Genomic DNA, 26,060 nt, shown 5'->3' with positions numbered 1-26,060 from the left:
ACGGCCGGCCGGCTCGCCCTGATGGCGCTGCCGCTCGCCTTCTTCGCGCTGTTCTTCGCCTACCCGGTCGCCGCGATCGTCGGGCGCGGGCTGAAGGACGGCGGGCAGTGGCAGCCGGGCCGGGCCGGGGAGGTGCTCTCCGACCCGGACGTCCTGCGCGTCCTGTGGTTCACCGTCTGGCAGGCGGCGGCCTCGACCGGGCTCACGCTGCTGATCGCGCTCCCCGGCGCGTATGTCTTCGCGCGCTTCGAATTCCCCGGAAAGAGGCTGCTGCGGTCCGTGGTCGCGGTGCCGTTCGTCCTGCCCACGGTGGTGGTGGGGTCGGCGTTCCTGGCCCTGGTCGGGCGTGGCGGGGTGCTGGACGACCTGTGGGGCGTACGGCTGGACACGTCGGTGTGGGCGATCCTGCTGGCGCACGTCTTCTTCAACTACGCCGTGGTCGTACGGACCGTCTCCGGCCTCTGGGGGCAGCTCGACCCGCGGCAGGAGGAGGCGGCCCGGGTGCTCGGGGCGTCCCGTTGGGGCGCCTGGCGGCGGGTGACGCTGCCCGCCCTGGGGCCGGCCGTCGCTGCTGCCGCCCTGATGGTCTTCCTCTTCACCTTCACCTCCTTCGGCGTGGTGCAGATCCTGGGAGGGCCGACGTTCTCCACTCTGGAGGTGGAGATCTACCGGCAGACCGCCGACTTCCTGGACCTCCCCACGGCCGCCGTCCTCACCCTGCTGCAGTTCGCCGCCGTGCTGGCACTGCTGGCCCTGCACGCCTGGACCGTACGGCGGCGGGAGGCCGCCCTCACGCTCGTCGACCCGGCGCAGACGGTACGGCGGCCGCGCGGCGCGGGCCAGTGGGCGCTGCTGTGGGGGACGCTCGTCGTGATCGTGCTGCTGCTGGTGGTGCCGCTGGCGGTGCTGATCGAGCGGTCCTTCGCGGGGCCGGACGGCTACGGGTTCACGTTCTACCGGGCGCTGCAATCCGCCGCCTCCATGGACAGCACTTTTGCCGTCGCCCCCTTGAACGCCTTGTGGAACTCGCTCGCCTACGGGGCGGCCGCCACGCTGATCGCCCTGGTGGTGGGCGGACTGGCCGCGGCCGCGCTGACGAAGCGGGGCGGCAGGCTGGTGCGGGGGTTCGACGCGTTGCTGATGCTGCCCCTCGGGGTTTCGGCCGTGACCGTCGGCTTCGGCTTTCTGATCACTCTCGACGAGCCGCCGCTCGACCTGCGCTCGTCGTGGTGGCTGGTGCCACTGGCGCAGGCGCTGGTCGGGGTGCCCTTCGTCGTACGGACCATGCTGCCCGTGCTGCGCGCGGTGGACGAGCGGCTGCGGGAAGCGGCCGCGGTGCTGGGAGCCTCGCCCTGGCGGGTGTGGCGCGAGGTCGACCTGCCGCTGGTGCGGCGGGCCCTGCTGGTCGCCGCGGGCTTCGCCTTCGCCGTCTCGCTGGGCGAGTTCGGCGCGACGGTCTTCATCGCGCGACCGGACAACCCGACGCTGCCGGTGGCCGTCGCACGGCTGCTGGGACGCGCTGGAGAACTCAACTACGGACAGGCCATGGCACTGTCCACGATCTTGATGGTGGTGTGCGCGGGCGCGCTGCTGGCGCTGGAGCGCATCCGCACCGACCAGGCCGGAGAGTTTTAGATGGCGGGACACGCCGATACGGGACGCGCCGACACGGCGGACGGGGCACTGCTGCGGCTGGACGACGTCACCGTCCGCTTCCGCACCGGGCAGCCGCCGGCGCTGGACGCGGTCGACCTGAGCGTCGCCGCGCAGGAGACCGTGTGCGTGCTGGGGCCCAGCGGCAGCGGCAAGTCCACGCTTCTGCGGGTCGTGGCGGGACTGCAGGCCGCCGACGCGGGGCGCGTCTTCCTGGAAGGACGGGACCAGTCGGGCGTGCCCACCCACCGCCGCGGCCTCGGGCTGATGTTCCAGGACCACCAGCTCTTCCCGCAGCGCGACGTCGGCGGGAACGTGGCCTTCGGCCTGCGCATGCGAGGCGCGTCACGTGCCGAACAGGAGCGTACGGTTGCCGAACTCCTGGACCTGGTGGGTCTGCCCGGCGCCCAGCGGCGTGCGGTGGCGGCGCTGTCCGGCGGCGAACAACAGCGGGTCGCGCTGGCCCGCGCACTCGCACCGCGGCCACGGCTGCTGATGCTGGACGAGCCGCTCGGCCAGCTCGACCGCGGCCTGCGGGAGCGCCTGGTCGTCGAACTGCGCAGAGTCTTCGGCGAGCTGGGGACGACCGTGCTGGCCGTGACGCACGACCAGGGCGAAGCCTTCGCGCTGGCCGATCGGGTGGTGGTCATGCAGGAGGGGCGGATCGCGCAGAGCGGTACCCCGCTGGAGGTCTGGCAGCGCCCCGCCACCGAGTTCGTCGCCCGCTTCCTGGGCTTCGACAACGTGGTGGAGGCGACCGTACGGGGCGGGTCCGCCGACACCCCCTGGGGGAAGATCCCGGTACCGGACGGCACACCGGACGGCCCGTGCCGCCTGCTGGTGCGCCCGGCCGGGGTGCGCATCACGGCCGCCGCGGACGGGCTGCCGTGCAGGGTAGCGGCCCGCACCTTCCGCGGTACCCATGTCGCGCTGCTCCTCCAGCCGGACACCGGGCCGCAGGTGGAGGCGGCCTGCGCGCTGCGGGACGCCCCACAGGACGGGGAGCCGGTGGGCGTCACCTTCGCGGCCGAGGACGTCGTGGTCCTGAACCGCTGAGGGACGCCCACCACCGGGACGCGTGCCCGCGCTCGTACTACGGGGAGCTGGTGCGGCTGCCCGCCGTGGTCCGGGCGTCGCTCACGGCCGACGGCCCGTCCGGCGCCTTCGCTTCCTCCGCGGGAGCCGGTACGGCCGCCGGCCCGGACGCCGTACCGGTCGTGCCGCCGTCCTCCGGCTCGCCGAACCAGGCGACCGCGACGGCGCCGGCCACCGCCACGACGAAACCGAGCACCGCCATCCAGGCGAAGCCCGGCCGGGAGGAGTCACCGAGCCACAGCACCCCGAGGATGCCCGGTACCACCGTCTCGCCCACCACCAGCGCCGCCGTGGCACCGTTGACCGAACCGATCTGGAGAGCCACCGTGTGCAGGTACATACCGCCGATACCGGCGACGAGAATGGCGTAGAGCGCCGGGTCGGCCAGGAGCGTGGGCAGGTGGAACGGGTCGACGCCGTTCAGTACGCGCACGCCGACCCCGAGCGCGCCGAAGCCCAGGCCGGACAGCAGGCCGGCGAGGATCGCGGCGCGGCTGCCGAGCAGCCGGACGGCCAGCGTTCCGCCGCCCATCAGCGCCACCGAGGCGATCAGCAGCCACCAGTGGGTGGTCGTCGAGGCGTCCCCGCCGCCCTCCGGCCCGGCCGCGGTGGCCAGCAGGACCAGCGCCGAGCAGACCACGCCGATGGAGACCCACTCGCGGCCGTTCAGCCGGATGCCGAGCAGCTTGATGCTGAGGACGGCGGTGATCACGAGGTTGGCGCTGATGACGGTCTGCGAGAGGAAGAGCGGCAGCATCCGGGCGGCCAGCGCGCCGAGGCCGAACCCCACGAAGTCCAGCACCGTACCGACCATGAACTCCCACGTCACGGCGGCCTTGGCGGTGGAGGAGAGACTGGGGCCGCCGTGTGCGGTGACGCCGGTGGTGGACGCGGCGGCCGCCTCCCGGCGCGCGGACTTGCGCGACCCCACCGCTTGCAGGACCGACCCCGTGCCGTAGCAGGCCGAGGCCGCTACCGCCGTCAGAAGACCGATGAGCACCGAGAACTCCGTTTCGCGCACTGCCTGGTTTTACCTGTGCATTACCTGACTGGGAGACGTGGTTTCGGGGGCGTGAGTTGCCTCGGACGGTCGAGCAGATGCCGCGGGACCGGAACCGGGGACTTCGCCGAGGCGGGCCAGCGCTTCCGGCGCCTCTTCCACCGAGTCGACCAGAGCGATCCTGCCGGACATGGCGCGTTCCGCGGCGAGCGCCTGCAACAGCGGCCAGGCGGGCAGCCTCTCGGTCCAGTGGACACGGTCGACGAGCACCATCGGGGTCGGCTCACCCCGCGATCCGTAGTAGTTCGGAGTCGCGTTGTCGAAGATCTCCTGCACGGTGCCCGCCGCGCCGGGCAGGAAGACCACGCCGGCGTTGCAACGGGCCAGGAGGCCGTCCTCACGGACCGCGTTGACGAAGTACTTGGCGATGCGGGACGCGAAGGCGTTCGGCGGTTCGTGCCCGTAGAACCAGGTGGGGATGCCGACCGAGTCGCCGCCGCCCGGCCAGCGGCCGCGTACCTCGAAGGCGGCCCGCGCCCAGTCCGTCACCGAGGGAACGAACCGCGGCACCTTGGCGAGGAGCGCGAGGCTCTCGTCCAGCATGGCGTCGTCGAAGGGCGCGGCGTAGGCACCGAGGTTCGCGGCCTCCATCGCGCCCGGACCGCCGCCCGTGGCGACCGTCAGGCCGGCCCGGGCGAGCCGCCGCCCCAGCCGGGCCGCGCCTGCGTACGCGTCGGAACCGCGCTCCAGCGCGTGCCCGCCCATGATGCCGACGACCCGGGCGCCGGTGACGTGCTCGTCCAGCGCGTCCGAGACGGCGTCGTCGTGGATGCTGCGCAGCATCGAGGCGAGGATGTCGCCGTCCGACATGGTCCGCTGGTACCAGGCGTAGGCCAGGGCGTCGGGGGTCGCCGGGTAGCCGGCTTCCGTGGCGAGGGCGTCGAAGAGTTCGTCGGGCGAGTAGAGGCCGCCGCGGTACGGGTCGAACGGCAGGTCCGGTATCGGCGGGAAGACCAGTGCGCCGGCCGCCCGCACGCTCGCGGCGGCCTCCGGTTCCATCCGGCAGCCGAGGAAGACGGCGTCGGACACCGGCGTGCCGAGCAGGGCGGAGGTGCGGCCGGTCAGGTCGACGGACTGGACGCGGTAGCCGCGCAGACTGCCCGAGGCCAGCACCCGGTCGAACGCGGCGAGCGTCTCGATCTCGCGGTCGCTGCCGGGGTGTCGCGGCCGCTCGACGGGGCGATGGGGTGCGGGGGACGCGGGGGGCTCGGAGTTCGGCTGCACGCCCGTCATCGTAGGCGGGAGGCGCCGGGGCCCGGCGGCGAGGGCGGGGTGGCGGGCGGCGTGACGCCGGGTCAGGGGAGCAGGGGGAGGGCGGCGAGTTCGGCGATGGCCCAGGTCAAGGGGGCCAGGACGACAAGGAGGGCCAGGACGCGGAGGGCGGCGGCGCGGTGGAGGAGCGAGCGGGGCGTCCCGAGGCGGCGGAGGGCGGCGGTGGTGTGCTCACGGGCCCAGCGGGCTTCCAGCGCCGCGGTGAGGGCGCTCGCGGTGACGCAGGCCAGGACGAGGGCCGCGCCCAGCCCGGTGAGGGGGCCGAGAGGCCGGGCGGGGGCGGCTTCGTACACCTTCACCGCCGCATACGTACCGGAGGCGACCGCGCAGAGCACGCCGAGCGGACGGCCGACGCGCCGGGACTCCTCCTGGAGGACGCGGCCCGCGAGGAGGCGGACGGCGCCCGGGCGGCCGGCCGCCAGCAGCCGGCCGGACAGTTGCGTCAGGCCGGGGCCCGCCAGGACCAGGCCGAGGGTGGACAGCGCCCAGCCCGCCAGGACTCCCGGCGGGCTCCCGACGAGGCGCTCGGGCAGCGGGAGGAGAGCGCCGGCGTCGTCGGAGCCCCGGCTGACGTAGGTCTCCAGGGCGAGGCCGGCCGCCGTCAGCGTGATTCCCCACGGGAGCGCGGCGGGCACGGCGGAACGCGAGCTGTCGGTGGCCGTGGCCGTCAGGGGCTCGCCGGCTCCGGTGGCCGCCCGGGCGCCGCGCCGGCCGCCGCGGACGTCCTTACGGGGGCGCAGGACGACGGCGGTCGCGCCCGCAGCCGTCAGGGGGACGACGGCGAGCAGCAGCAGCGCGCCGGCGGGCGGCAGGGCATGGCCCGCGCCGAGGAGCTGGGTGGCGGAACCGGTGGCGGTCGCGCCGCCCAGGTCGCCGCGGAGCGCCAGGAAGACGAGCAGCGCGAGGAAGCTGCCCAGGACACAGGAGACGGCGGTGGAGGTGGCGGCGATCAGGGTCAGCCGGGCAGGCCCCAGCCCGGCGGCCGACATGCCCCGTTGAGGACGGGACGCGGGGTCGGTGCGGGCCGCGGACACGGCGAGCTGGGTGGTGGCCGCGACCGGGACGGCGCACCAGAGAAGGCGTACGAAGGCGTCCGTGGCCGACGCGGGGTGGGCGGCGGCGTGGCCGAGGACGGCCAGGAGGAGGAAGCCGGTGCCCGCGGAGGCGGCGGCCACGAGCAGGCGGCGGAACAGGACGAGGGGGTGGGCCCCGCGGGTCAGACGGAGAGCGAGCACTCTGCCCTGCTTTCCTTCTCGGGGGCGGGGGCCTTGAGACCGACGCGACGGCCGTCGAGGAGGGCCACGGTGCGGTCCGCGAGGGTGTCGGCCTCGGGTTCGTGGGTGGCGAGGACGACCGTGATGCCGTGCGAGCGGGCCGCCGTGGTGATGGCGCGCAGTACCTGGGCGGCGTCCGCGCGGTGCAGCGGCGCGGTGGGCTCGTCGGCGAACAGGACCTGCGGCGCGCAGGCCAGGGCGCGGGCGACGGCGATCCGCTGGCGCTGCGACTGGTCGAGGCGGCCGGGGCGTTGACGGGCGCACAGGCCCACGTCCAGGCGGTCCAGCCATTCGCCGGCGGTCTGCTTGGCGGCGCGGTGACCGACGCCGCGCAGCAGCAGGGGGAGGGCGGCGTTCTCCCAGGCGGTCAGCTCGGGGACGAGGTGCGGTTCGGTGTCCACCCAGCTGAACCGGTCCAGGCGCAGCCGTTCACGGCTGAGCGGCGAGAGCGTGTGCACGGGTGAACTGTTGAACCAGATCTCGCCGCTGTCCGGGACAAGTTGGCCGGAAAGGCACCGCAGGAGAGTCGACTTGCCGCAGCCGCGCGGCCCGGTGACGGCGAGGATCTCGCCCTCGCGGACACCGACGGAAACCCCGGCGAGCGCGGGGGAGCCGGCGTACGTGTGGTGCAGGCCGCGCGCCCAGAGAACGTCGTTGTCAGGTGGGGCCACCATCTGCGCACCTCATGCTCGTCGCGTCCGATCGTTCCCCCAACCGGGTGAACGACCATGGAGAGTATCGGTCACTGGCACGGTAAGGAGTGGCGACCCTCGGTATTCGGCGCTCGGCGCGCACCACGGCTCAGGTTCACTCAAATGGCCGCTTATATGAAGAACTTGGGCGAAGGGTGAGCGGCAGGGGCTCGCGGGAGGTGCGGGGCGGGCGGGGGAAGGCGGGCGGGCGCCCGGGACCCGCGCTCGTCCGTGCGCCGCGCCTGCCCGGAGGGCGTGCGGGGCCTGGGTCCATGGCCGTACGCGCATCACGGGCGGGCGCGCGAGCCCGCTGAGCGGGCTCGTCCGTACCGGCAGGTGGGCAGGCGGAGGCGACAAGCCCGCGGCCCCGCCCCGGACCGCGGGCCCGGGGCGGGGCCGCGGCCCTTCGCCGCTCGCTCCGCGACCCCGGGCCCGCGCCGCCGTTCCGTACTTCTCAGAGCTTCGCCCAGGCCTCCGTCAGCGTGCCGCGCAGGATCTGCTCGATCTCGTCGAAGACCGGCTGGTCGGCGATGAGCGGCGGGGCGAGCTGGACGACCGGGTCACCGCGGTCGTCGGCACGGCAGTACAGGCCGTTGTCGAAGAGGGCCTTGGAGAGGAAGCCGTACAGGACGCGCTCGGTCTCCTCGTCGTTGAACGATTCCTTGGTGGTCTTGTCCTTGACGAGTTCGATGCCGTAGAAGAAGCCGTTGCCGCGGACGTCGCCGACGATCGGCAGGTCGTGGAGCTTCTTCAGGGTCGAGAAGAAGGCGTCCTCCTTGTCCAGCACGTGCTGGTTGAGGCCCTCGCGCTCGAAGATGTCGAGGTTGGCGCAGGCTACGGCGGCGGAGACCGGGTGGCCGCCGAAGGTGTAGCCGTGCAGGAAGGTGTTGTCGCCCTTGTAGAACGGCTCGGCCAGCCGGTCGGAGATGACGCAGGCGCCGATGGGGGAGTAGCCCGAGGTCATGCCCTTGGCGCAGGTGATCATGTCGGGCACGTAGTCGAACTTGTCGCAGGCGAACATCGTGCCGAGGCGGCCGAAGGCGCAGATGACCTCGTCCGAGACGAGCAGCACGTCGTGCCGGTCGCAGATCTCGCGGACGCGCTGGAAGTAGCCGGGCGGGGGCGGGAAGCAGCCGCCCGCGTTCTGCACCGGCTCCAGGAAGACGGCGGCGACGGTGTCCGGGCCCTCGAAGAGGATCTGCTGCTCGATCTGGTCGGCGGCCCAGCGGCCGAACGCCTCCGGGTCGTCCCCGAAGAGCGGCGCCCGGTAGATGTTGGTGTTCGGGACCTTGTGCGCGCCGGGGACCAGCGGCTCGAACGGGGCCTTGAGGCCCGGCAGTCCGGTGATGGACAGGGCGCCCTGCGGTGTGCCGTGGTAGGCCACAGCGCGCGATATGACCTTGTGCTTGGCGGGCTTGCCGGTGAGCTTGAAGTACTGCTTGGCCAGCTTCCACGCGGTCTCGACGGCCTCACCGCCGCCGGTGGTGAAGAAGACCTTGTTCAGGTCGCCCGGCGCGTGGTGCGCCAGCCGCTCGGCCAGCTCCACGGCCTTGGGGTGCGCGTACGACCAGATGGGGAAGAAGGCCAGCTCCTGGGCCTGCTTGAGCGCGGTCTCGGCGAGTTCGGCGCGGCCGTGCCCGGCCTGGACGACGAAGAGGCCGGCCAGCCCGTCGATGTAGCGCTTGCCCTTGTCGTCGTAGATGTTCGTGCCCTCGCCGCGCACGATCGTCGGCACGGGGGCGTTCTCGTACGACGACATGCGGGTGAAGTGCATCCACAGGTGGTCGTAGGCCGTCTTCGAGAGGTCAGCGGTCATGGCTATCTGGTTCCCCAGGTGTAGGTCTGCTTGCGGAGCTTGAGGTAGACGAAGCTCTCGGTGGTCCGGACGCCGGGCAGCGTGCGGATCCGCTTGTTGATCATTTCCAGGAGGTGGTCGTCGTCCTCGCAGACGATCTCGATGAGGAGATCGAAGGAGCCCGCGGTCATGACGACGTACTCGACCTCTTCCATGGCCGTCAGGGCGTCGGCCACCGGGTCGAGGTCACCTTCGACGTTGATCCCGACCATCGCCTGCCGTCGGAAGCCGACCGTGAGGGGGTCGGTGACCGCGACGATCTGCATCACGCCTTGGTCGAGCAGTTTCTGTACGCGTTGCCGCACCGCCGCCTCGGACAGGCCGACGGCCTTGCCGATCGCGGCGTACGGACGGCGGCCGTCCTCCTGGAGCTGCTCGATGATCGCCAGGGAGACGGAGTCGATCGACTGGGTGCCGTTTCTGTCACGAGTGGCCACATCCCTCACTGTGCACGAGCCTCGTCAGTCCCGCAACCCCGATTCGATGAAATCAGTTGTCTACAGATCTCGGCGCCACTGATTTCGTTGTTCATCCTTTACGGGTATGTCGAAAACGTTGACTTCCTGGCTAGGGTGGGCATCTCAAGCACTGGACACCTGACTAGGAGGGGTCGCTCGTGACCACCGAACTGCGTCGGCTGCGCAACTACATCGACGGGGAGTTCCGGGACGCCGCCGACGGGCGGACCACGGAGGTGGTCAACCCGTCCACGGGCGAGGCGTACGCCACCGCTCCGCTGTCCGCCGCCGCGGACGTGGACGCCGCGATGGCCGCCGCCGAGGCCGCGTTCCCCGCCTGGCGCGACCTGGTGCCGGCCGAGCGCCAGAAGGTCCTGCTGAAGATCGCCGACCGCTTCGAGGAGCGGGCCGAGGAGCTGATCGCCGCCGAGTCGGAGAACTGCGGCAAGCCCGTCGCGCTCGTCCGCTCGGAGGAGATCCCTCCGATGGTGGACCAGATCCGGTTCTTCGCGGGCGCCGCCCGGATGCTGGAGGGCCGCGCGGCCGGCGAGTACATGGACGGTCTGACGTCCATCGTCCGCCGTGAGCCGGTCGGCGTCTGCGCGCAGGTCGCGCCGTGGAACTACCCCATGATGATGGCGGTGTGGAAGTTCGCCCCGGCGCTGGCCGCGGGCAACACCGTCGTCCTCAAGCCCTCCGACACCACGCCCGCCTCCACCGTGCTGATCGCCGAGATCATCGGCGGTGTGCTGGACGAGCTGGGCCACCCCCGCGGCGTCTTCAACGTCATCTGCGGCGACCGTGACACCGGCCGTCTGATGGTCGAGCACCAGACCCCGGCGATGGCCTCGATCACCGGCTCCGTACGGGCCGGTATGCAGGTCGCCGAGTCCGCGTCCAAGGACCTCAAGCGGGTCCACCTGGAGCTGGGCGGCAAGGCGCCGGTCGTGGTCTTCGAGGACACCGACATCGCCAAGGCGGTCGAGGGCATCTCGGAGGCGGGCTACTTCAACGCGGGCCAGGACTGTACGGCCGCGACCCGGGTGCTCGTCCACGAGTCCGTCCACGACGAGTTCGTGACCGCGCTCGCCAAGGCCGCCGCCGACACCAAGACCGGCGCGGTGGACGACGAGGACGTGTTCTACGGGCCGCTGAACAACGCCAACCAACTGGCACAGGTCAAGCGCTTCATCGACGGCCTGCCCGCGCACGCCAAGATCGAGGCGGGCGGCCACCAGGTCGGCGAGAAGGGCTACTTCTACGCCCCGACCGTCGTCTCCGGCCTGAAGCAGGACGACGAGATCGTCCAGCAGGAGGTCTTCGGCCCGGTCATCACCGTCCAGTCCTTCCGGGACGAGGACCAGGCCGTCGAGTGGGCGAACGGGGTGGAGTACGCGCTGGCGTCCTCGGTATGGACCAAGGACCACGCCCGGGCCATGCGGATGTCGAAGAAGCTGGACTTCGGCTGCGTGTGGATCAACACGCACATTCCGCTGGTCGCCGAGATGCCGCACGGCGGGTTCAAGAAGTCCGGTTACGGCAAGGACCTCTCGGGCTACGGCTTCGAGGACTACACGCGCATCAAGCACGTGATGACGTCGCTGGACGGCTGAGTCCGCGACCGCGGGCGGGCGGGAGTCCGCGGGCGGGCCAGGGGCCTCCGGCTCCCGTCCGGCTGCTCGCCCGCCCCGCGCCGCCTCGTCCCGCCCTCCGCCCCGCCGCTCGGCACACCGTCGTGGGCAGCGCCCCGGCAGGCGACGTTCTGTCGCTTGCCGCCGCTGCCCACCGCGCGTGAGAGTGCTCGCCATGGCTGAACTTTCGCGGCGTTCGCTGCTACGGGGCACGGTCGGTACGGGGACGGCCGGGGCGCTGGCCGCACTGGCGGCCGGATGCGGAGTGCCCGCCGCGTACGTCGCCCCCGCCGACCGCGCGGTCCCCGACCGCTCGGCCCGTGACCGGCGCCTGACCTTCGCCAACTGGCCGCTCTACATCGACGTGGACGAACGCGACCAGCAGCGGCGGCCGACGCTGGAGGCGTTCGAGCAGCACACCGGCATCTCGGTGACGTACACCGAGGAGATCAACGACAACGACGAGTTCTTCGGCAAGATCAGCCCAGCCCTGATGAACCGCCAGCCGACCGGCCGCGACCTGATCGTCGTCAGCGACTGGATGTGCGGCCGCTTCGTACGCCTCGGCTGGGTGCAGGAGATGGACCGGTCCCGGCAGCCCAACGTCGCGCGCCACCTCGACCCGCTGCTGCGCACCCCGCACTTCGACCCCGGCCGCAAGCACAGCGTCCCCTGGCAGTCGGGCATCACCGGCATCGCGTACCACCGCAAGAAGCTCGGCCGGGAGATCCGGCACACCGCCGACCTGTGGAAGGACGACCTGCGCGGCCGGGTGACGCTGCTGTCCGGGCTGGACGAGTCCTTCGCGATGCTCATGCAGGGCGACGGCGTCGACATCACGCGCTGGACGGAGACCGACTTCTACCGGATGACGGGACGCATCCGCCGCCTCGTGGACAGGAAGCACATCCGGCGCTTCACCGGCAACGACTACATCAAGGACCTGGCCTCGGGGGACGTGCTCGCGGCGCAGGCGTACTCGGGCGACGTCATCCAGCTCAAGGAGGACAACCCGGACATCGAGTTCGTGGTGCCGCAGGAGGGGGCCGAACTGTGGGCGGAGAGCCTGATGATCCCCGGCCGCGCGGAGCACAAACACAACGCGGAACAACTGATCGACTTCTACTACCGGCCGGAGATCGCCGCCGAACTGGCCGCCTGGGTCAACTACGTCTGCCCGGTCCCGGCCGCGCGGGACATCCTCGCCTCCTCCAAGGACGAGAACCGCGCCACGCTGGCCGAGGACCCCCTGGTCTTCCCGGACGGCGCGATGCGCGACCGACTGGCCATCGCCCGCGACATCACGTCCAAGGAACGCCCGGCGTTCGCCAAGGAGTGGAACGGGATCGTGGGGCTCTGAGCGGGCCGGGGCATCGCGCTGTTCAGCGGCGTACGCCCTGCGTGACGGCTTCCTCCAGGGCCGTACGGAGTCGCTCGTACGTGGGAGCGAGCTGCCGCAGCCCCGCTTCCAGCGCTTGGTCGTCACCGGAGACGACGGGGTACTGCAAACTGCCGAGGACGCGGGACTGTTCGGCCAGGAGGGCGGCCGGGGTGCTCAGGCCCAGTGAGGCCAGGCATGCCGCTGCGTCGTTGAGGCGGTGGGCGCCTACCTGGACGGCGAAGTCTCCGAGCAGGGCGCGGGTCTCGGAGGACAGGGCGCCCTTGGCGACCTGGTCTGCCAGTGCTTCGACCGCGGCGGCTCCGCCCAGCGTTCCCGGCGGGACCGGCAGGTCGTCGCGGCCGGCCAGCCACCGTACGGCGCCGGGCAGGGACTGCCACAGGGCGTCCGCCGGGTCCACGGCTCGCTCTCGGGTGAAGGCGGAGCGCATCACGTACGTGTCTTCGGTGTACGCCACCGTCTCCGCGCGCCAGGCGGCGGCGAATGCGGGGGCGGGCAGGGTGGCGTACGGGTGGGCGTGCGGATCGTGGAGGAGGACGGTGTCGTTCTCGACCGCCAGGACGACCAGGTAGTGGTCGGCGCCGATCGCGGTGCCGGAGCCGTGCTGGTACAGGAGCAGGCCCATCTCCAGCGGGCCGGCCAGGACAGGGCCTTCCGCGCAGGCGGCGCGCAGGCGGGCCAGGGCCTCGTCCTCGGTGCCGCCCGCACCACGGACGCAGCTCAGGCCGAGTGCCGAGACGGCGGCTTGCAGGCCCAGCTCCGGGTGCCAGCCGTACGGGTCGAACAGGGGCATGGTGCCGCCGATGAGCTCGAAGCCGAACGGGGAGCCGGTGAGGGTCTCGATGACGGCGGTCGACGGGGCGGCGGGGCCGAGCACCATCGCGAGGGAGTTGCTGTAGCAGTACGGGCCGGATCCGGTGTAGGTGAGCATGGGGTCCTCGGTGAGGGAAGCGGGGATGGGCGGGTACGTCCCTCAGTGCACTGCTTGACACCGTGACAAGGTCAAGTGCGTTCGTAATTGGCCGGGTGTGAGCGGGAATTGAGCCCGTGGCAGACTCGGCGGTCATGTCGGAGATCACGCAGGATTTGAGCCCCGCTGTCACGTTCGGACTGCTCGCTGCCTGGGCGCTGCACGACGCGGAGGAGGTGGTCCTCGGGCCGCGGTGGATCCGGGATCACCTGCCGGAGCTGCGGAAACGGTGTCCCGGGGTGCCGGAACGGCTCTGGACGGCGCTGGAGGGCGTCGATCAGCGGGAGTTCACGGTCGCGGTGGGCGCCATGGCGGTGATCGTGGCCGCCGCCTCGGTGCGCGGGCACCGCACCGGAGGCCGGTCGGCCTTCTTCCAGGGTGCGGTGGACGGGTTCGGGCTGCACGGCCTGGTGCACCTGGCGCAGGCCGCAGCCGTACGCGGCTACACCCCCGGCTCGGTCACCTCACCGCTGATCGTCATCCCGTACGCGGTGTGGGCGCGCCGCAGGCTGCGGCGCGCGGGGCGCCTCAGGCCCACGGACGCGCGCGGGGCGGTGAGCGGGACGGCCATGGCCGGAGCGGCCACGGCCCTGTCCCACTTCGTGGCGCGGCGGCTGGTCAGGCGCTGAGCCGGGGGCGGGGCCAGGGCCGTGGCCTGGCCGGGGGCCGGGTACGCGCGTCAGAGCGCGGCGCGTACGGCGGCCACCCGGTTGGTCGTGACGGCGTCCACGCCCGCGCGCTTGAGGCGGCGCGCGGCGCGGGGCGTGTCGGTGGTCCAGGCGGCGAACAGGTAGCCGTCGCCGTGCGCCCGTTCGACCAGGTCCTCGGTGACCAGGCCGAAGTGGTAGTTCAGCCAGCGGGGTCGGACGCGGGCCAGCAGCTCGGGGCGGGGCGGGGCCGTGCGGCACCAGGACAGGGCCAGTTCGGCGGCCGGGTCGGCAGCGCGGACGGCCAGCATGGACAGCCCGCCGCCGCAGTAGTACGCGCGGTCGGCGGCACCGGACTCGTGGACCTCGCCGACGGCGGACTTCGCGGCCGCCGGGTCCGGCAGGTCGATCAGGGCACGGGCGGACGGGTACTCGGCCGTGAGGGCGAGGGCGTCGCGCAGCGTGGGCACACCGCCCGCCGTGACCTCGTCCACCTGGGCGTACGTCAGCGAGGAGAGCAGGCGGTCGTGGTCCCACAGGCGTTCCAGCGTCGGGTCGTGCAGCAGGACCGGTATCCGGTCGGCGGTCAGCCGTACGTCGATCTCGACCGCGTCGGCGCCCGCTTCGAGCGCGGCGCGGAGCGAGGCGAGGGTGTTCTCGCGGTGGTCGTACGGAGCGCCGCGGTGACCGATGACCGCGATGCGGCCGGTGGCGGGTGCCGGTGCGGCCGGACGGGCCGACGGCTTCCGTGGCGGCGCCGGGGCCGGGGCGTGGCGCGCGGCCCTCACCGCGGCCACGTCGCGGTGTAGTCGTCGATCTCCGCGGCCAGCGCCGCCTTGGCGGAGACGTCCATGAACGACGCCTCGACGGCGTTCTTGGCCAGGGCGGCGACCCCGGCGGCGTCGAGGTCCAGCAGGCGCGCGGCGACGCCGTACTCCAGGCACAGGTCCGTGCCGAACATCGGCGGGTCGTCACTGTTGATCGTCACCAGCACCCCCGCGTCCACCATCTCCTTCAGCGGGTGCTCGTCGAGGGTGCGCACGGCGCGGGTGGCGATGTTCGAGGTCGGGCAGACCTCCAGCGGGATGCGGTGCTCGGCGAGGTGGGCCAGCAGCTTCGGGTCCTGGACGGAACTGGTGCCGTGACCGATCCGCTCGGCCCGCAGGTCGGTGAGCGCGTCCCAGACGGTCTGCGGGCCGGTGGTCTCGCCGGCGTGCGGGACCGAGTGCAGGCCCGCGGCGATGGCGCGGTCGAAGTACGGCTTGAACTGCGGGCGCGGCACACCGATCTCCGGGCCGCCGAGCCCGAACGAGACCAGGCCCTCCGGCCGCAGGTCACAGGCGATCCGCGTGGTCTCCTCGGCCGCGTCCAGCCCGGCCTCGCCGGGAATGTCGAAGCACCAGCGCAGCACCACGCCCAGCTCGGTCTCCGCCGCCCGGCGCGCGTCCTCGATGGCCTCGACGAACGCCTCGTCGGGGATACCGCGGCGGGTGGAGCTGTAGGGGGTGACGGTCAGCTCGGCGTAGCGGATGTTCTGCCGCGCCATGTCGCGGGCGACCTCGTACGTCAGCAGCCGGACGTCGGTGGCGTCGCGGATGAGGTCCACGACGGAGAGATAGACCTGGATGAAGTGGGCGAAGTCGCGGAAGGTGAAGTAGTCGGTGAGCGCCTCGGGGTCGGTGGGGACCGCGGAGTCCGGGTGGCGGGCGGCCAGCTCGGCGACGATGCGGGGGGAGGCCGATCCGACGTGGTGGACGTGCAGCTCCGCCTTGGGCAGTCCGGCGATGAAGGCGTCGAGATCGGACAACGGTTCCTCCTGGTCGAGGGGCGAGCTGGGCGTGCGGTGGACGGTGGCCATCGTATGCGGGCCCCCGGCGGCCCGAACGGTGCAGGTCTTGGCGAAACGGTGCAGGTCTTAGCATGAGGCGGACCGTGAACATGGGGGGAATGTGGGGATGTCGATGTCCGACAGTCAGCAGCCCGAGCCGCGCGACCCGTGGGCGCCGCCGGAGGACCGGAGCCGGCGGCCCGCGCCGCCGGCGAGCGCGCCGACGGCCGGTGCGGCTGCGGGCGAGACGGCCGGTGCGACGGCCGGGGGTGCGACGGCCGGGGGTGCGACGGTGACGTCCGGGCCGCGGTCGACTGGCCCGGTGAAGGCTGCGTCCGCGGGGAACGAGCTTGCGGAAGGCGGGGTTGCGGAGGGCAGTGTTGCGGTGGCTGCGCCCGTGACGGACGGGGGGAGCGCTTCGGAGGGTTCGGACGGGGCGAGTGCTCAGAGCACTACGGGCAGGGCTGGTGGTGCGAGTGCCTCGGGTGCCCCGGACGGGGCCGGTCGCGCGAGCGGTTCGGACACCGCAGGCGGGGCCGGTCGCGCGAGCGGTTCGGACACCGTGGGCGGGCCCGCTGTCCCCGGCGGGACGAACGGTTCCGACCTGCTGAGCAAGCCGGTGACTCCGGGCGGACGGTACGACGTTCCGCCGCCGCCACCCGCGCCGGGTACGGCGGAGACGTACGCACCTCCTGGTGCCCCCGGTTCCGGAGTGCCGCCCATACCCGGCGCCGGGGCGGACGGGCAGCATCCCGAAGCCCCGTACGGCGCGCCCCGGCCTCCCTACGGCTCCCCGCAGCCCCCGTACGGCCCCGCCGGCCCGGGCGGCGGCCCGGGGCAGGAGCTGCCGCCGGGCTATCAGCCCTACTGGGCGCCTGCCGGGCCGAACAACGGCTACGGCACGGCCGCGCTCGTCCTCGGGATCGTCGGCGCCACCCTCTGCTTCACGATGGTGATCGGCTTCCTCCTCGGCGTGCTCGCGATCGTTTTCGGCATTCTCGGGCGCGCGAAGGCGGCCAGGGGCGAGGCGGACAACGGCGGGAGCGCGCTGGCCGGGGTGGTGCTGGGCGGTGTGGCCCTGCTGCTGAGCGCGTTCATGCTCTGCTGGGTCGTGATGGCGTCCGCCACCGACGAGGGCGGCGACGACCCGTGGTACCCCGGCTACTACGACGGCGGAGACTCCGGCGGCTCGTCGTCCGGCGGCTCCGGTTCCGACGACGACGGTCCGGACACGTACCAGGCCGCGCCTGCCCCTGGCCCGCGCCCGTACGAGGCCGTGTCCGCCGACCCGGCCGCGGTCCCCGTCCTGTCGGCGCCCTCCCGCGGCCGGCTCGTCGTCTCGGCCTAGCCCTCTCCGCCTAGCCCTCTCCGGCTAGTCCTCCGCGGAACCCACCCCCGTCTCCGTCCCTGTTCCCGTCCCCGGTTCCCACTCCGCTCCCGTGGCCAGCCGCTGCCGCGCCTCCATCAAGGCGAAGCCGAGCAGGTTGAGGCCGCGCCAGCGGGCCGGGTCCTGGGCGCGCTCGTCGTCGGCGGTCAGTCCGATGCCCCATATCCGGTCCATCGGGCTGGCCTCGACGAGTACGCGGGAGCCGGTGCCGAGCAGGTAGTCGCGCAGGGCCGGGTCCTGGCCGAATTTGTGGACGTTGCCCTCGACGACGTACTCGAAGCGGTGCCGCTCCCACTCGGCGCCGTCGAAGCCGCGCACCGAGCGGCCGGCATCCTTCGCCTGCTTCGGGTGGGTGGCGGAGACGGCCCGCCGCTCCGCCTCCGCGTCGCCGAACAGCCGCGCCTTGCAGGCCATCATCCAGTGCTCCGCGGTGGCGTACCGCACGCCGTCGACCGTGAACGGAGCGGGCCACCACTGGCTGAAGCAGCTCGCGCCGAGCTGTCCGTCGCGCCGCGGCGCATGGCCCCAGAAAAAGATGTACTCGAACCGCTCACCGGCCGCCGCGGCGATCAGTTCCGCCACCGACCGCGGCTCGTTCCGTTGCTCGTTCATCCCCGTACCCCCCGTGCTGTTGTGCATCATGCCGGGATTCTGTCAGCGGGCACTGACAACGTGTCGGGGTGCCCCCCGACGGAAATCGCAGAATCCGTCGCGTAACCAAAAGGCAACAACGGAATCACTTGTTGAGACCCTGCACCTCTGTCAAGATCAGCCATCGATTCCGGAAAGAGCTACGCCTGGGTGTGCCGCCGAGCGGCCCCGGCGCCCGGCGGAGGAGAGCACCATGGTTCAGCGATTCGACGTGCACGAACGTTTCGCCGAGGGCGCGCAGTTCCTCGCCGGCGAGCTGCGGGACGGCAGTTCCGGCCGCACCCAGCAGGTGGTCGATCCGGCCACCGGCGAGCAGGTGTACAGCTACCGGCTGGCCTCGACGGCGGACGTGGACACGGCCGTACGGGCCGCCGCTGACGCCTTCCCCGGGTGGGCGGGCGCGACCCCGGGCGAGCGTTCGGACGCCCTGCACCGCTTCGCCGCCGTCCTCGGCGAGCGGGCCGGTGAGCTGGCGTACGCCGAGTCGGCGCAGTGCGGCAAGCCGGTCAAGCTCAGCGAGGGGTTCGACGTACCGGGGTCGGTCGACAACGCGTCCTTCTTCGCGGGCGCCGCGCGGCACCTGGAGGGCAGGTCGGCGGGGGAGTACAGCCCCGACCACACTTCCGTGATCCGCCGCGAGCCCATCGGCGTCGTCGGCTCGATCGCGCCGTGGAACTACCCGTTGCAGATGGCGGCCTGGAAGGTGCTGCCGGCCATCGCCGCGGGCAACACGGTCGTCCTGAAGCCCGCCGAGATCACGCCGCTGACCTCGGTGATGTTCGCGCAGGCGGCCACCGAGGCGGGCATCCCGGACGGTGTGCTGAACATCGTCTCCGGCGCGGGCCGGGAGGCCGGCGAGCACCTGGTCGCCCACCCCGACGTCGCCATGACCTCCTTCACCGGTTCCACGGCCGTCGGCAAGCGGGTCGCCGAGATCGCCACGAGCACCGTCAAACGGCTGCACCTCGAACTCGGCGGCAAGGCACCCTTCGTGGTCTTCGACGACGCCGACCTGGAGGCGGCGGTGCACGGCGCGGTGGCCGGTGCCCTGATCAACTCCGGGCAGGACTGCACCGCCGCCACCCGCGCCTACGTGCAGCGCCCGCTGTACGACGCGTTCGTCGGCGGCGTCGCCGACCTGATGGCGACCGTACGGCTCGGCGACCCGTTCGACCCCGCCACCGATCTCGGGCCGCTCGTCTCGCACGCCCAGCGCGACCGGGTCGCCGGTTTCGTCGAGCGCGCCCGGTCGTACGCCACCGTCGTCACCGGCGGCGAGGCGCCCCAGGGCGACCTGGCGAAGGGCGCGTACTACCGGCCCACGCTCATCACGGGCGCCCCGCAGGACAGCGAGGCCGTACAGCACGAGATCTTCGGCCCGGTGCTGGTCGTGCTGCCCTTCGACAGCGACGACGAGGGCATCGCGCTCGCCAACGACACCCCGTACGGCCTGGCGGCCTCCGCCTGGAGCCGGGACGTGTACCGCACCGGCCGCGCCACCCGCGAGATCAAGGCGGGCTGCGTCTGGGTCAACGACCACATCCCGATCCTGAGCGAGATGCCGCACGGCGGCTACCGGGCCAGCGGCTTCGGCAAGGACATGTCGTCGTACTCCTTCGAGGAGTACACGCAGGTCAAGCACGTCATGTACGACAACACCGGGGTCGTCAGGAAGGACTGGCACCGGACCGTCTTCGGGGACCGCGCCTGACCCGGAACGGCCGTCGTCGCCCGCTGACCACCGGGCTCATCAGGAAGGGCACCGCGCATGGAGGACAGTCAGCAGCCCGGGAGCCTGTCGCCGCCCGAACGCGCCGCCGTACGGCGCAGCCTCACCGACGGCCGGATGGCCATGACCCGGCGGTCGCTGCTGCGCGCGGCCGGGGCGGGGGCGCTGGCGCTCGGCGGTCCCGGCGCACTGGCGGCCTGCGGCATCCCGCCCGCGGGCCGTACGGACGCCGGACGGTCCGTGGACCACTCGGCGCAGGAGAAACGTGTCGTCTTCTCCAACTGGACGGAGTACCTGGACGTCGGCGACGACGGCAAACGCCGGCCGACCCTGGACGCCTTCACCCGCCGTACCGGGATCACGGTCAAGTACACCGAGGACATCAACGACAACGACGAGTTCTTCGGCAAGATCCAGGCGCAGCTCGCGGTCGGCCAGGAGACCGGCCGGGACCTGATCGTGCTGACGGACTGGATGTGTGCGCGGATGATTTCGCTGGGCTGGATCCAGCGGCTGGACACGGGGAACCTTCCGCACGCGTCCGAGCGTCTCGCGCCGCAGTTCCGCGCCCCGGACTGGGACCCCGGGCGTGTCCATTCCTATCCCTGGACCGGCATTCCGGCGGTCATCGCGTACAACGCGAAGGCCACCGAGGGACGCACGGTCGATTCCGTCAGCCAATTGCTCGACGATCCGCGGCTGAAGGGGCGGGTCGGATTCCTGTCGGAGATGCGGGACAGCGTCGGGCTGACGCTCCTGGACATGGGAAAGCGCCCCGAGGACTGTACGGGCGACGATTTCGACGCGGCCGTCGCCCGGTTGCAAAAAGGCGTGGACGGCCGGCAGATCCGCCGGTTCACCGGCAACGACTACATCAACGACCTCAGCAAGGGCGATCTCGCCGCGTGCGTGGCCTGGGCCGGGGACGTCGTCCAGTTGCAGCAGGACAACCCGGATATCAAGTACGCCGTGCCGAAGGCCGGGTACATGACGTCGACGGACAACCTGATGGTGCCGAACCGGGCCCGGCACAAGAAGAACGCCGAGCGCCTCATCGACTACTGCTACGAACCGAAGGTGGCGGCGCGGATCGCGGCGTACATCAATTACGTGAGTCCGGTCGACGGTGTACGCGAGGAACTGGCGAAGATCGACCGTGACCTGGCGGACAATCCGCTGATCCCCCCGGACCCGGAGACGGCCGCCAGGTCGCATTCCTTCCGGGCCCTCAGCGCCGGGGAGAGCAAGGAATTCGCCCAGAAATTCGCCGATCTGACGGGAGCCTGAAAAGGCCCCGGGGCCTTCCCGGTTCCCGAGCAGGCCCCGGGCCGGTCCGGGGCCACCCTCTCGGGACCGCCCCCGCCCCGCCCTCCGACCCACGGGACCACCCATGACACAGACCTCCGGCGGCGATGTCCGCCTCTCCGGGATCAGCAAGTCCTACGGCTCCTTCACCGCCGTCCACCCGCTCGACCTGACGGTCCCGGCGGGCTCCTTCTTCGCGCTGCTGGGCGCCTCCGGCTGCGGCAAGACCACCACCCTGCGCATGATCGCGGGCCTGGAGGACCCGTCCACCGGCACCGTCGCGCTGGACGGCAGGGACGTCACCGCGCTGCCCCCGTACAAGCGCCCGGTCAACACGGTCTTCCAGAACTATGCGCTCTTCCCGCACCTGGACATCTTCGAGAACATCGCGTTCGGTCTGCGTCGCCGTGGCATCAAATCCGTGAAGAAACAGGTCGAAGAGATGCTCGACCTGGTCGAACTCGGTCCGATGGCGCGCCGTAAACCCCAGCAGCTCTCCGGCGGCCAGCAGCAGCGCGTCGCGGTGGCCCGCGCCCTGATCAACCATCCGCAGGTGCTCCTCCTGGACGAGCCGCTCGGCGCCCTCGACCTCAAGCTGCGCCGCCAGATGCAGCTCGAACTCAAGCGCATCCAGACCGAGGTCGGCATCACCTTCGTGCACGTCACCCACGACCAGGAGGAGGCCATGACCATGGCCGACACGGTCGCGGTGATGAACGGCGGCCGGGTCGAGCAGCTCGGTGCCCCCGCCGACCTGTACGAGAACCCCGGCACCACCTTCGTCGCCAACTTCCTGGGCACCTCCAACCTCATCGAGGCCGAGGTGGTGACGGTCGGCGGCGACGACCTGCTGCTCACCGCGGGCGGCAGCAAGCTGCGGCTGCCCGCCGGGCGATGCCGCACCGCGGCCCGTACCGGCGGCACGGTCCTGGCGGGTGTACGGCCGGAGAAGATCAGCCTCGCGCACGCCGGCGACGCCGGCACGATCGCCGACGGCCGCAACCGGCTGACCGGCCGCATCGCCCACGCCGGGTTCCTCGGCGTCAGCACGCAGTACGTCGTCGAGACCCCGGGCGCCGGACGCCTCGCCGTCTACGAGCAGAACGTCGAGCGCGACGCGCGCCTGGCGCCCGGCGCCGAGGTCGTCCTGCACTGGAATCCCGCGCACACCTTCGGCCTGGACGCCTCCCAGGACATCGGGGCCGGCGCGGACACCGGCGAGGAGACGGCATGACGACGACCACCGAGGCGCCGCCGCCCGCCTCCGAAGGCGTGCCGGAGGTCCGGGCGCGCGCCACCCGCAAGCGCCTCGTCCCGTACTGGCTGCTGCTCCCCGGCATCCTGTGGCTGGTCGTCTTCTTCGCCGCGCCCCTCGTCTACCAGGCGTCCACGTCGGTGCAGACCGGCTCCCTCGAAGAGGGCTTCAAGGTCACCTGGCACTTCGCCGCCTACTGGGACGCCCTCGGCGCGTACTGGCCGCAGTTCCTGCGGTCCGTCGGCTACGCGGCCACCGCGACCGTGCTCTGCCTGGTCCTGGGCTATCCGCTCGCGTACCTCATCGCCTTCAAGGCGGGCCGCTGGCGCAACGTCGTGATGATCCTGGTCATCGCCCCGTTCTTCACCAGCTTCCTGATCCGCACGCTGGCCTGGAAGACGATCCTGGCGGACGGTGGCCCGGTGGTCGGCGTACTGAACTCGCTGCACGTCCTGGACGTGACCGGCTGGCTCGGGCTGACCGAGGGGCAGCGGGTGCTGGCGACGCCGCTGGCGGTGGTCTGCGGTCTGACGTACAACTTCCTGCCGTTCATGGTGCTGCCGCTGTACACCTCGCTGGAGCGCATCGACCCGCGGCTGCACGAGGCCGCCGGCGACCTGTACGCCCGCCCGGTCACCACCTTCCGCCGGGTGACGTTCCCGCTGTCCATGCCGGGCGTGGTGGCCGGCACCCTGCTGACCTTCATCCCCGCGGCGGGCGACTACATCAACGCCGAACTGCTCGGCTCCACCGACCAGAAGATGATCGGCAACGTCATCCAGTCGCAGTTCCTGCGCGTCCTGGACTACCCGACCGCCGCCGCGCTCTCCTTCATCCTCATGGCGGCCATCCTCGCCATGGTCACGTTCTACATCCGCAAGTCCGGGACGGAGGACCTGGTCTGATGGCCGTGCTCCGGTGGCTGCGCCGCCACCTCGTCGTACTCGCGGGCCTCGGCACGCTCGGGTACCTGATCCTGCCCAACCTGGTCGTCCTGGTCTTCTCGTTCAACAAGCCCAACGGCCGCTTCAACTACGAGTGGCAGCGCTTCTCCGCGGACGCCTGGACCGACCCGTGCGGCGTCGCCGACCTGTGCGGGTCGCTGGGCCTGAGCCTGCGGATCGCGCTCTGGGCGACGGTCGGCGCGACCGTACTGGGCACCATGATCGCCTTCGCGCTGGCCCGCTACCGCTTCCGGGCCCGGCCCGCCGTCAACACCCTGATCTTCCTGCCGATGGCGATGCCCGAGGTGGTGATGGCCGCCTCACTGGCCACCCTCTTCCTCAACATGGGCATCCGGTTCGGGTTCTGGACGATCCTGATCGCGCACATCATGTTCTGCCTGAGCTTCGTCGTCACGGCGGTCAAGGCCCGCGTGATGAGCATGGACCCGCGCCTGGAACAGGCGGCCCAGGACCTCTACGCGTCCCCCACGCAAACGTTCCTGCGGGTGACGTTGCCGATCGCCGCGCCCGGCATCGCGGCGGGCGCGCTGCTCTCCTTCGCGCTGTCCTTCGACGACTTCATCATCACCAACTTCAACGCCGGCTCCACCGTGACGTTCCCCATGTTCGTCTGGGGATCGGCGCAGCGTGGCACACCCGTGCAGATCAATGTCATCGGAACGGCGATGTTCCTCATCGCCGTGCTCTGCGTCCTGGGAGGGCAACTGCTCTCCGGACGCCGGAAGAGGAGCTGAGAACCATGGCACGAGCTGCCATGACCACCCCCGCCCACGCCCTCGCGGACGCCGCACCGGTCTCCTTCTGGCTGGACGACGAGGACCGTCCCGCCGCCCTGCCCGCCCTCGTCGGCGACGAACGCACCGACCTGCTCGTCGTCGGCGGCGGCTACTCCGGACTGTGGACCGCGCTGCTCGCCAAGGAACGCGACCCCGGACGCGACGTCGTCCTCGTGGAGGGCCAGGAGGTCGGCTGGGCCGCGTCCGGCCGCAACGGCGGCTTCTGCGCGGCCTCTCTGACCCACGGCCTCGGCAACGGCCTGGACCGCTGGCCGGACGAGCTGGCGAAGCTCGAAGAACTCGGCGCCCGCAACCTCGACGCCATCGAGGACACCGTCGCCCGGCACGGCATCGACTGCGCCTTCGAGCGCACCGGCGAGATCGACGTCGCCACCGAACCGCACCAGGTCGCCGAGCTGAAGGAGGGCGCCGAGCTGGCCGCGCGGCTGGGCCTGCCCGGCGTGGAGTTCCTGGACCGCGACGCGGTGCGCGACCAGGTCGACTCCCCGACCTTCCTGGCCGGGCTCTGGAACCGTACGGGCGTCGCCATGCTCAACCCCGCCCGCCTCGCCTGGGGCCTGAAGCGGGCCTGCCTGGACCTCGGTGTACGGATCTACGAGCACACGCCCGCCACCGCGCTCGCCGCCGACGGCGTGGGCATGGCCGCCCGCACTCCGTACGGCCGGGTCTTCGCCCGCCGGATCGCCCTCGGCACCAACGTCTTCCCGTCCCTGGTGCGCCGCGTCCGCCCGTACGTCGTCCCCGTCTACGACCACGCGCTGATGACCGAGCCGCTGTCCGCCGAGCAGCAGGCGGCGATCGGCTGGCAGGGCCGCCAGGGCCTGTCCGACAGCAACCACCACTTCCACTATTTCCGCCGCACCGCCGACCACCGCATCCTGTGGGGCGGCTACGACGCCGTCTACCGCTTCAACGCGTCGGTCCGGGCGGAGTACGACCACCGGCCCGCCACGTACGAGAAGCTGGCCCGGCACTTCTTCCAGTGCTTCCCCCAACTGGAGGGGCTGCGCTTCACCCACGCCTGGGGCGGCGCCATCGACACCTGCTCGCGCTTCTCCGCCTTCTTCGGCACCGCGCACGCCGGACGGGTCGCCTACGCCGCCGGATACACAGGCCTGGGCGTGGGCGCCACCCGTTTCGGGGCCGAGGTGCTGCTCGACCTCCTGGCGGGGGAGCGGACCGAGCGCACCGAGCTGGAGATGGTCCGCAGGAAGCCGCTGCCGTTCCCGCCGGAGCCGCTGCGCTGGGCCGGGATCGGGCTGACGCAGTGGTCGATGACGCGGGCCGACACCCACGGCGGGCGACGCAACCTGTGGCTGCGCGCGATGGACAAGGCGGGGCTCGGCTTCGACAGCTGAGGCGCCGACGGGCCCCCGGTGGGCGCGTTCCGTACCCGGTCGGTGTCAGGGACCCGCCGCCCGCCCCTCGTGCGCGCCGGTACACCACTCCGCGCCCCCGCCTGCTCCTGTCTTCCGCGAAAAACCCCGGCAAACCCGTGTAAGGATGCCGCCTCCGTCGCCTCTCACCGGACGGACAGCGGTCCGAGGGGGCCGCGGAAGCGAGGAGACATGGACGCCGCGGGGGCGAAGAACGCAGTGGAGTGGCTGGTGACGGCGGCAGCGGACCCGGACACCTGCCGGTGGGAATGGGAGCGCAACCCCCTCGGGGTCGCCCTGCTCCCGGCCGGCCGGCTCTGGGACGTGCTGATCGTGCCCGGCGCCCTGGGACGCCCGACCCTGGACGTACTGACCCGCGTACTGGACCTGCCGGGCCCGGTCCTCGCCGACTTCGGGGACACCCGTACGGGGTTCTTCGTGCCGCCGGGCACCGCGGCACGCTGGCTCGGCACGGGCGTGCGCGGCGCGGGCGACGGTAGCTGGATCGTGGTGCCGTACCCGGGGCGGGCGACCGGCGGGGTGCGCTGGCTGGTCGTCCCGGACGGCACCGGCCGGCTCACCGAACCGGCCGTGCTCGAACTGGCGATGCACGAGGCCGCCGCCCGGCTCGCCGGGGACCGGTGAGGAAACCGGCGCGACAGCACCGTGAAACAGGACACAGTCGCGCTTCCCCCCGGCGCGGCGTTGAGTGTTTCGGCCCCCGCATCCGTGGTCCCGGGTGGGACGCCCGACAGGGCTCC

The 26,060-nt window shown here is 72.1% G+C and carries 23 protein-coding genes; 13 read left to right on the top strand and 10 right to left on the bottom strand.

All coding sequences use genetic code 11. From position 1 onward, the window contains the following. Nucleotides 1–21 precede the first annotated feature (21 nt). Both AB0A97_RS06795 and AB0A97_RS06790 read left to right on the top strand, forming a co-directional pair. Nucleotides 22–1,635 carry an iron ABC transporter permease gene (locus tag AB0A97_RS06795; protein ID WP_361145579.1) on the top strand — a complete coding sequence of 538 codons (1,614 nt, stop codon included), beginning with the start codon at nt 22–24 and terminating at the stop codon, nt 1,633–1,635. Continuing rightward, a complete protein-coding gene (locus AB0A97_RS06790) occupies nt 1,636–2,709 on the top strand; it encodes an ABC transporter ATP-binding protein (RefSeq protein ID WP_361145576.1) in 1,074 nt (357 codons plus the stop codon). 37 nt (nt 2,710–2,746) lie between these two features. Here AB0A97_RS06790 and AB0A97_RS06785 read toward each other — a convergent pair whose 3' ends face one another. The 6 genes from AB0A97_RS06785 to AB0A97_RS06760 all read right to left on the bottom strand — a co-directional run bounded on the left by AB0A97_RS06785 (nt 2,747) and on the right by AB0A97_RS06760 (nt 9,338). After that, nucleotides 2,747–3,748 (bottom strand): hypothetical protein, encoded by a 1,002-nt coding sequence (locus tag AB0A97_RS06785; protein ID WP_361147297.1) that lies wholly within the window; start codon nt 3,746–3,748, stop codon nt 2,747–2,749. 30 nt (nt 3,749–3,778) lie between these two features. Continuing rightward, complete coding sequence (locus AB0A97_RS06780) at nt 3,779–4,948, bottom strand: Rossmann fold nucleotide-binding protein (RefSeq protein ID WP_361147294.1); 1,170 nt, start codon at nt 4,946–4,948, stop codon at nt 3,779–3,781. A gap of 155 nt (nt 4,949–5,103) precedes the next feature. Next, nucleotides 5,104–6,315, bottom strand: a complete 1,212-nt coding sequence (locus tag AB0A97_RS06775; protein WP_361145573.1) for a hypothetical protein — start codon at nt 6,313–6,315, stop codon at nt 5,104–5,106. After that, nucleotides 6,297–7,028, bottom strand: a complete 732-nt coding sequence (locus AB0A97_RS06770) for an ATP-binding cassette domain-containing protein (protein ID WP_361145570.1) — start codon at nt 7,026–7,028, stop codon at nt 6,297–6,299. Before AB0A97_RS06770 ends, AB0A97_RS06775 begins: the two co-directional genes overlap by 19 nt. A gap of 472 nt (nt 7,029–7,500) precedes the next feature. Further along, nucleotides 7,501–8,862, bottom strand: coding sequence for an aspartate aminotransferase family protein (locus AB0A97_RS06765; protein WP_361145567.1), 1,362 nt, complete (start codon nt 8,860–8,862; stop codon nt 7,501–7,503). A 2-nt stretch (nt 8,863–8,864) separates the two neighbouring features. Then, the gene (locus AB0A97_RS06760) at nt 8,865–9,338 is read right to left on the bottom strand and encodes an Lrp/AsnC family transcriptional regulator (RefSeq protein ID WP_003980199.1); all 474 of its coding nucleotides are present in this window, start codon (nt 9,336–9,338) and stop codon (nt 8,865–8,867) included. Nucleotides 9,339–9,517: 179 nt separating this feature from the next. Here AB0A97_RS06760 and AB0A97_RS06755 point away from each other — a divergent pair, with 179 nt between their 5' ends. After that, the gene (locus tag AB0A97_RS06755; RefSeq protein WP_361145563.1) at nt 9,518–10,972 is read left to right on the top strand and encodes a gamma-aminobutyraldehyde dehydrogenase; all 1,455 of its coding nucleotides are present in this window, start codon (nt 9,518–9,520) and stop codon (nt 10,970–10,972) included. A gap of 193 nt (nt 10,973–11,165) precedes the next feature. Continuing rightward, nucleotides 11,166–12,350 (top strand): spermidine/putrescine ABC transporter substrate-binding protein, encoded by a 1,185-nt coding sequence (locus AB0A97_RS06750; RefSeq protein WP_361145560.1) that lies wholly within the window; start codon nt 11,166–11,168, stop codon nt 12,348–12,350. Nucleotides 12,351–12,372: 22 nt separating this feature from the next. Here the strand turns inward: AB0A97_RS06750 and AB0A97_RS06745 are convergent, their stop codons facing one another. Next, a complete protein-coding gene (locus AB0A97_RS06745; protein WP_361145558.1) occupies nt 12,373–13,320 on the bottom strand; it encodes a hypothetical protein in 948 nt (315 codons plus the stop codon). 134 nt (nt 13,321–13,454) lie between these two features. On the opposite strand from AB0A97_RS06745, the gene AB0A97_RS06740 reads away from it, so the two are divergent. Then, on the top strand, nt 13,455–13,988 hold the full coding sequence (locus AB0A97_RS06740) for an HXXEE domain-containing protein (RefSeq protein WP_361145555.1): 534 nt from the start codon (nt 13,455–13,457) through the stop codon (nt 13,986–13,988). 50 nt (nt 13,989–14,038) lie between these two features. Here the strand turns inward: AB0A97_RS06740 and AB0A97_RS06735 are convergent, their stop codons facing one another. Together AB0A97_RS06735 and AB0A97_RS06730 are read right to left on the bottom strand one after the other, a co-directional pair. Then, entirely contained in the window at nt 14,039–14,707 is a 669-nt protein-coding gene (locus AB0A97_RS06735; RefSeq protein WP_361147291.1) for a glycerophosphodiester phosphodiesterase, read from the bottom strand. Nucleotides 14,708–14,790: 83 nt separating this feature from the next. Continuing rightward, nucleotides 14,791–15,813, bottom strand: coding sequence for an adenosine deaminase (locus tag AB0A97_RS06730; protein WP_361145552.1), 1,023 nt, complete (start codon nt 15,811–15,813; stop codon nt 14,791–14,793). A gap of 733 nt (nt 15,814–16,546) precedes the next feature. On the opposite strand from AB0A97_RS06730, the gene AB0A97_RS06725 reads away from it, so the two are divergent. Continuing rightward, nucleotides 16,547–17,182: a DUF4190 domain-containing protein gene (locus AB0A97_RS06725; protein ID WP_361145549.1), complete on the top strand. Its 636-nt coding sequence runs from the start codon at nt 16,547–16,549 to the stop codon at nt 17,180–17,182. 24 nt (nt 17,183–17,206) lie between these two features. Here the strand turns inward: AB0A97_RS06725 and AB0A97_RS06720 are convergent, their stop codons facing one another. Next, on the bottom strand, nt 17,207–17,863 hold the full coding sequence (locus tag AB0A97_RS06720; RefSeq protein ID WP_361145546.1) for an NADAR family protein: 657 nt from the start codon (nt 17,861–17,863) through the stop codon (nt 17,207–17,209). Nucleotides 17,864–18,065: 202 nt separating this feature from the next. On the opposite strand from AB0A97_RS06720, the gene AB0A97_RS06715 reads away from it, so the two are divergent. The 7 genes from AB0A97_RS06715 to AB0A97_RS06685 all read left to right on the top strand — a co-directional run bounded on the left by AB0A97_RS06715 (nt 18,066) and on the right by AB0A97_RS06685 (nt 25,944). After that, entirely contained in the window at nt 18,066–19,583 is a 1,518-nt protein-coding gene (locus AB0A97_RS06715) for a gamma-aminobutyraldehyde dehydrogenase (protein WP_361145543.1), read from the top strand. A 57-nt stretch (nt 19,584–19,640) separates the two neighbouring features. Further along, a complete protein-coding gene (locus tag AB0A97_RS06710) occupies nt 19,641–20,888 on the top strand; it encodes a spermidine/putrescine ABC transporter substrate-binding protein (protein WP_361145540.1) in 1,248 nt (415 codons plus the stop codon). Between the two features lie 103 nt (nt 20,889–20,991). Then, nucleotides 20,992–22,140 carry an ABC transporter ATP-binding protein gene (locus tag AB0A97_RS06705; protein ID WP_361145537.1) on the top strand — a complete coding sequence of 383 codons (1,149 nt, stop codon included), beginning with the start codon at nt 20,992–20,994 and terminating at the stop codon, nt 22,138–22,140. After that, entirely contained in the window at nt 22,137–23,066 is a 930-nt protein-coding gene (locus AB0A97_RS06700) for an ABC transporter permease (protein WP_361145534.1), read from the top strand. The genes AB0A97_RS06705 and AB0A97_RS06700 overlap by 4 nt, the downstream gene beginning before the upstream one ends. Next, nucleotides 23,066–23,860 carry an ABC transporter permease gene (locus AB0A97_RS06695; RefSeq protein WP_361145531.1) on the top strand — a complete coding sequence of 265 codons (795 nt, stop codon included), beginning with the start codon at nt 23,066–23,068 and terminating at the stop codon, nt 23,858–23,860. Before AB0A97_RS06700 ends, AB0A97_RS06695 begins: the two co-directional genes overlap by 1 nt. A gap of 5 nt (nt 23,861–23,865) precedes the next feature. Further along, nucleotides 23,866–25,281 carry an FAD-dependent oxidoreductase gene (locus AB0A97_RS06690; protein ID WP_361145528.1) on the top strand — a complete coding sequence of 472 codons (1,416 nt, stop codon included), beginning with the start codon at nt 23,866–23,868 and terminating at the stop codon, nt 25,279–25,281. Nucleotides 25,282–25,491: 210 nt separating this feature from the next. Then, on the top strand, nt 25,492–25,944 hold the full coding sequence (locus tag AB0A97_RS06685; protein ID WP_361145525.1) for a hypothetical protein: 453 nt from the start codon (nt 25,492–25,494) through the stop codon (nt 25,942–25,944). Nucleotides 25,945–26,060 lie beyond the last annotated feature (116 nt).

This window comes from Streptomyces sp. NPDC045470, assembly GCF_040646595.1.
In the GTDB taxonomy this organism is placed as follows: Bacteria; Actinomycetota; Actinomycetes; order Streptomycetales; family Streptomycetaceae; genus Streptomyces.
This window is presented reverse-complemented; position numbering and strand designations above follow the sequence as displayed.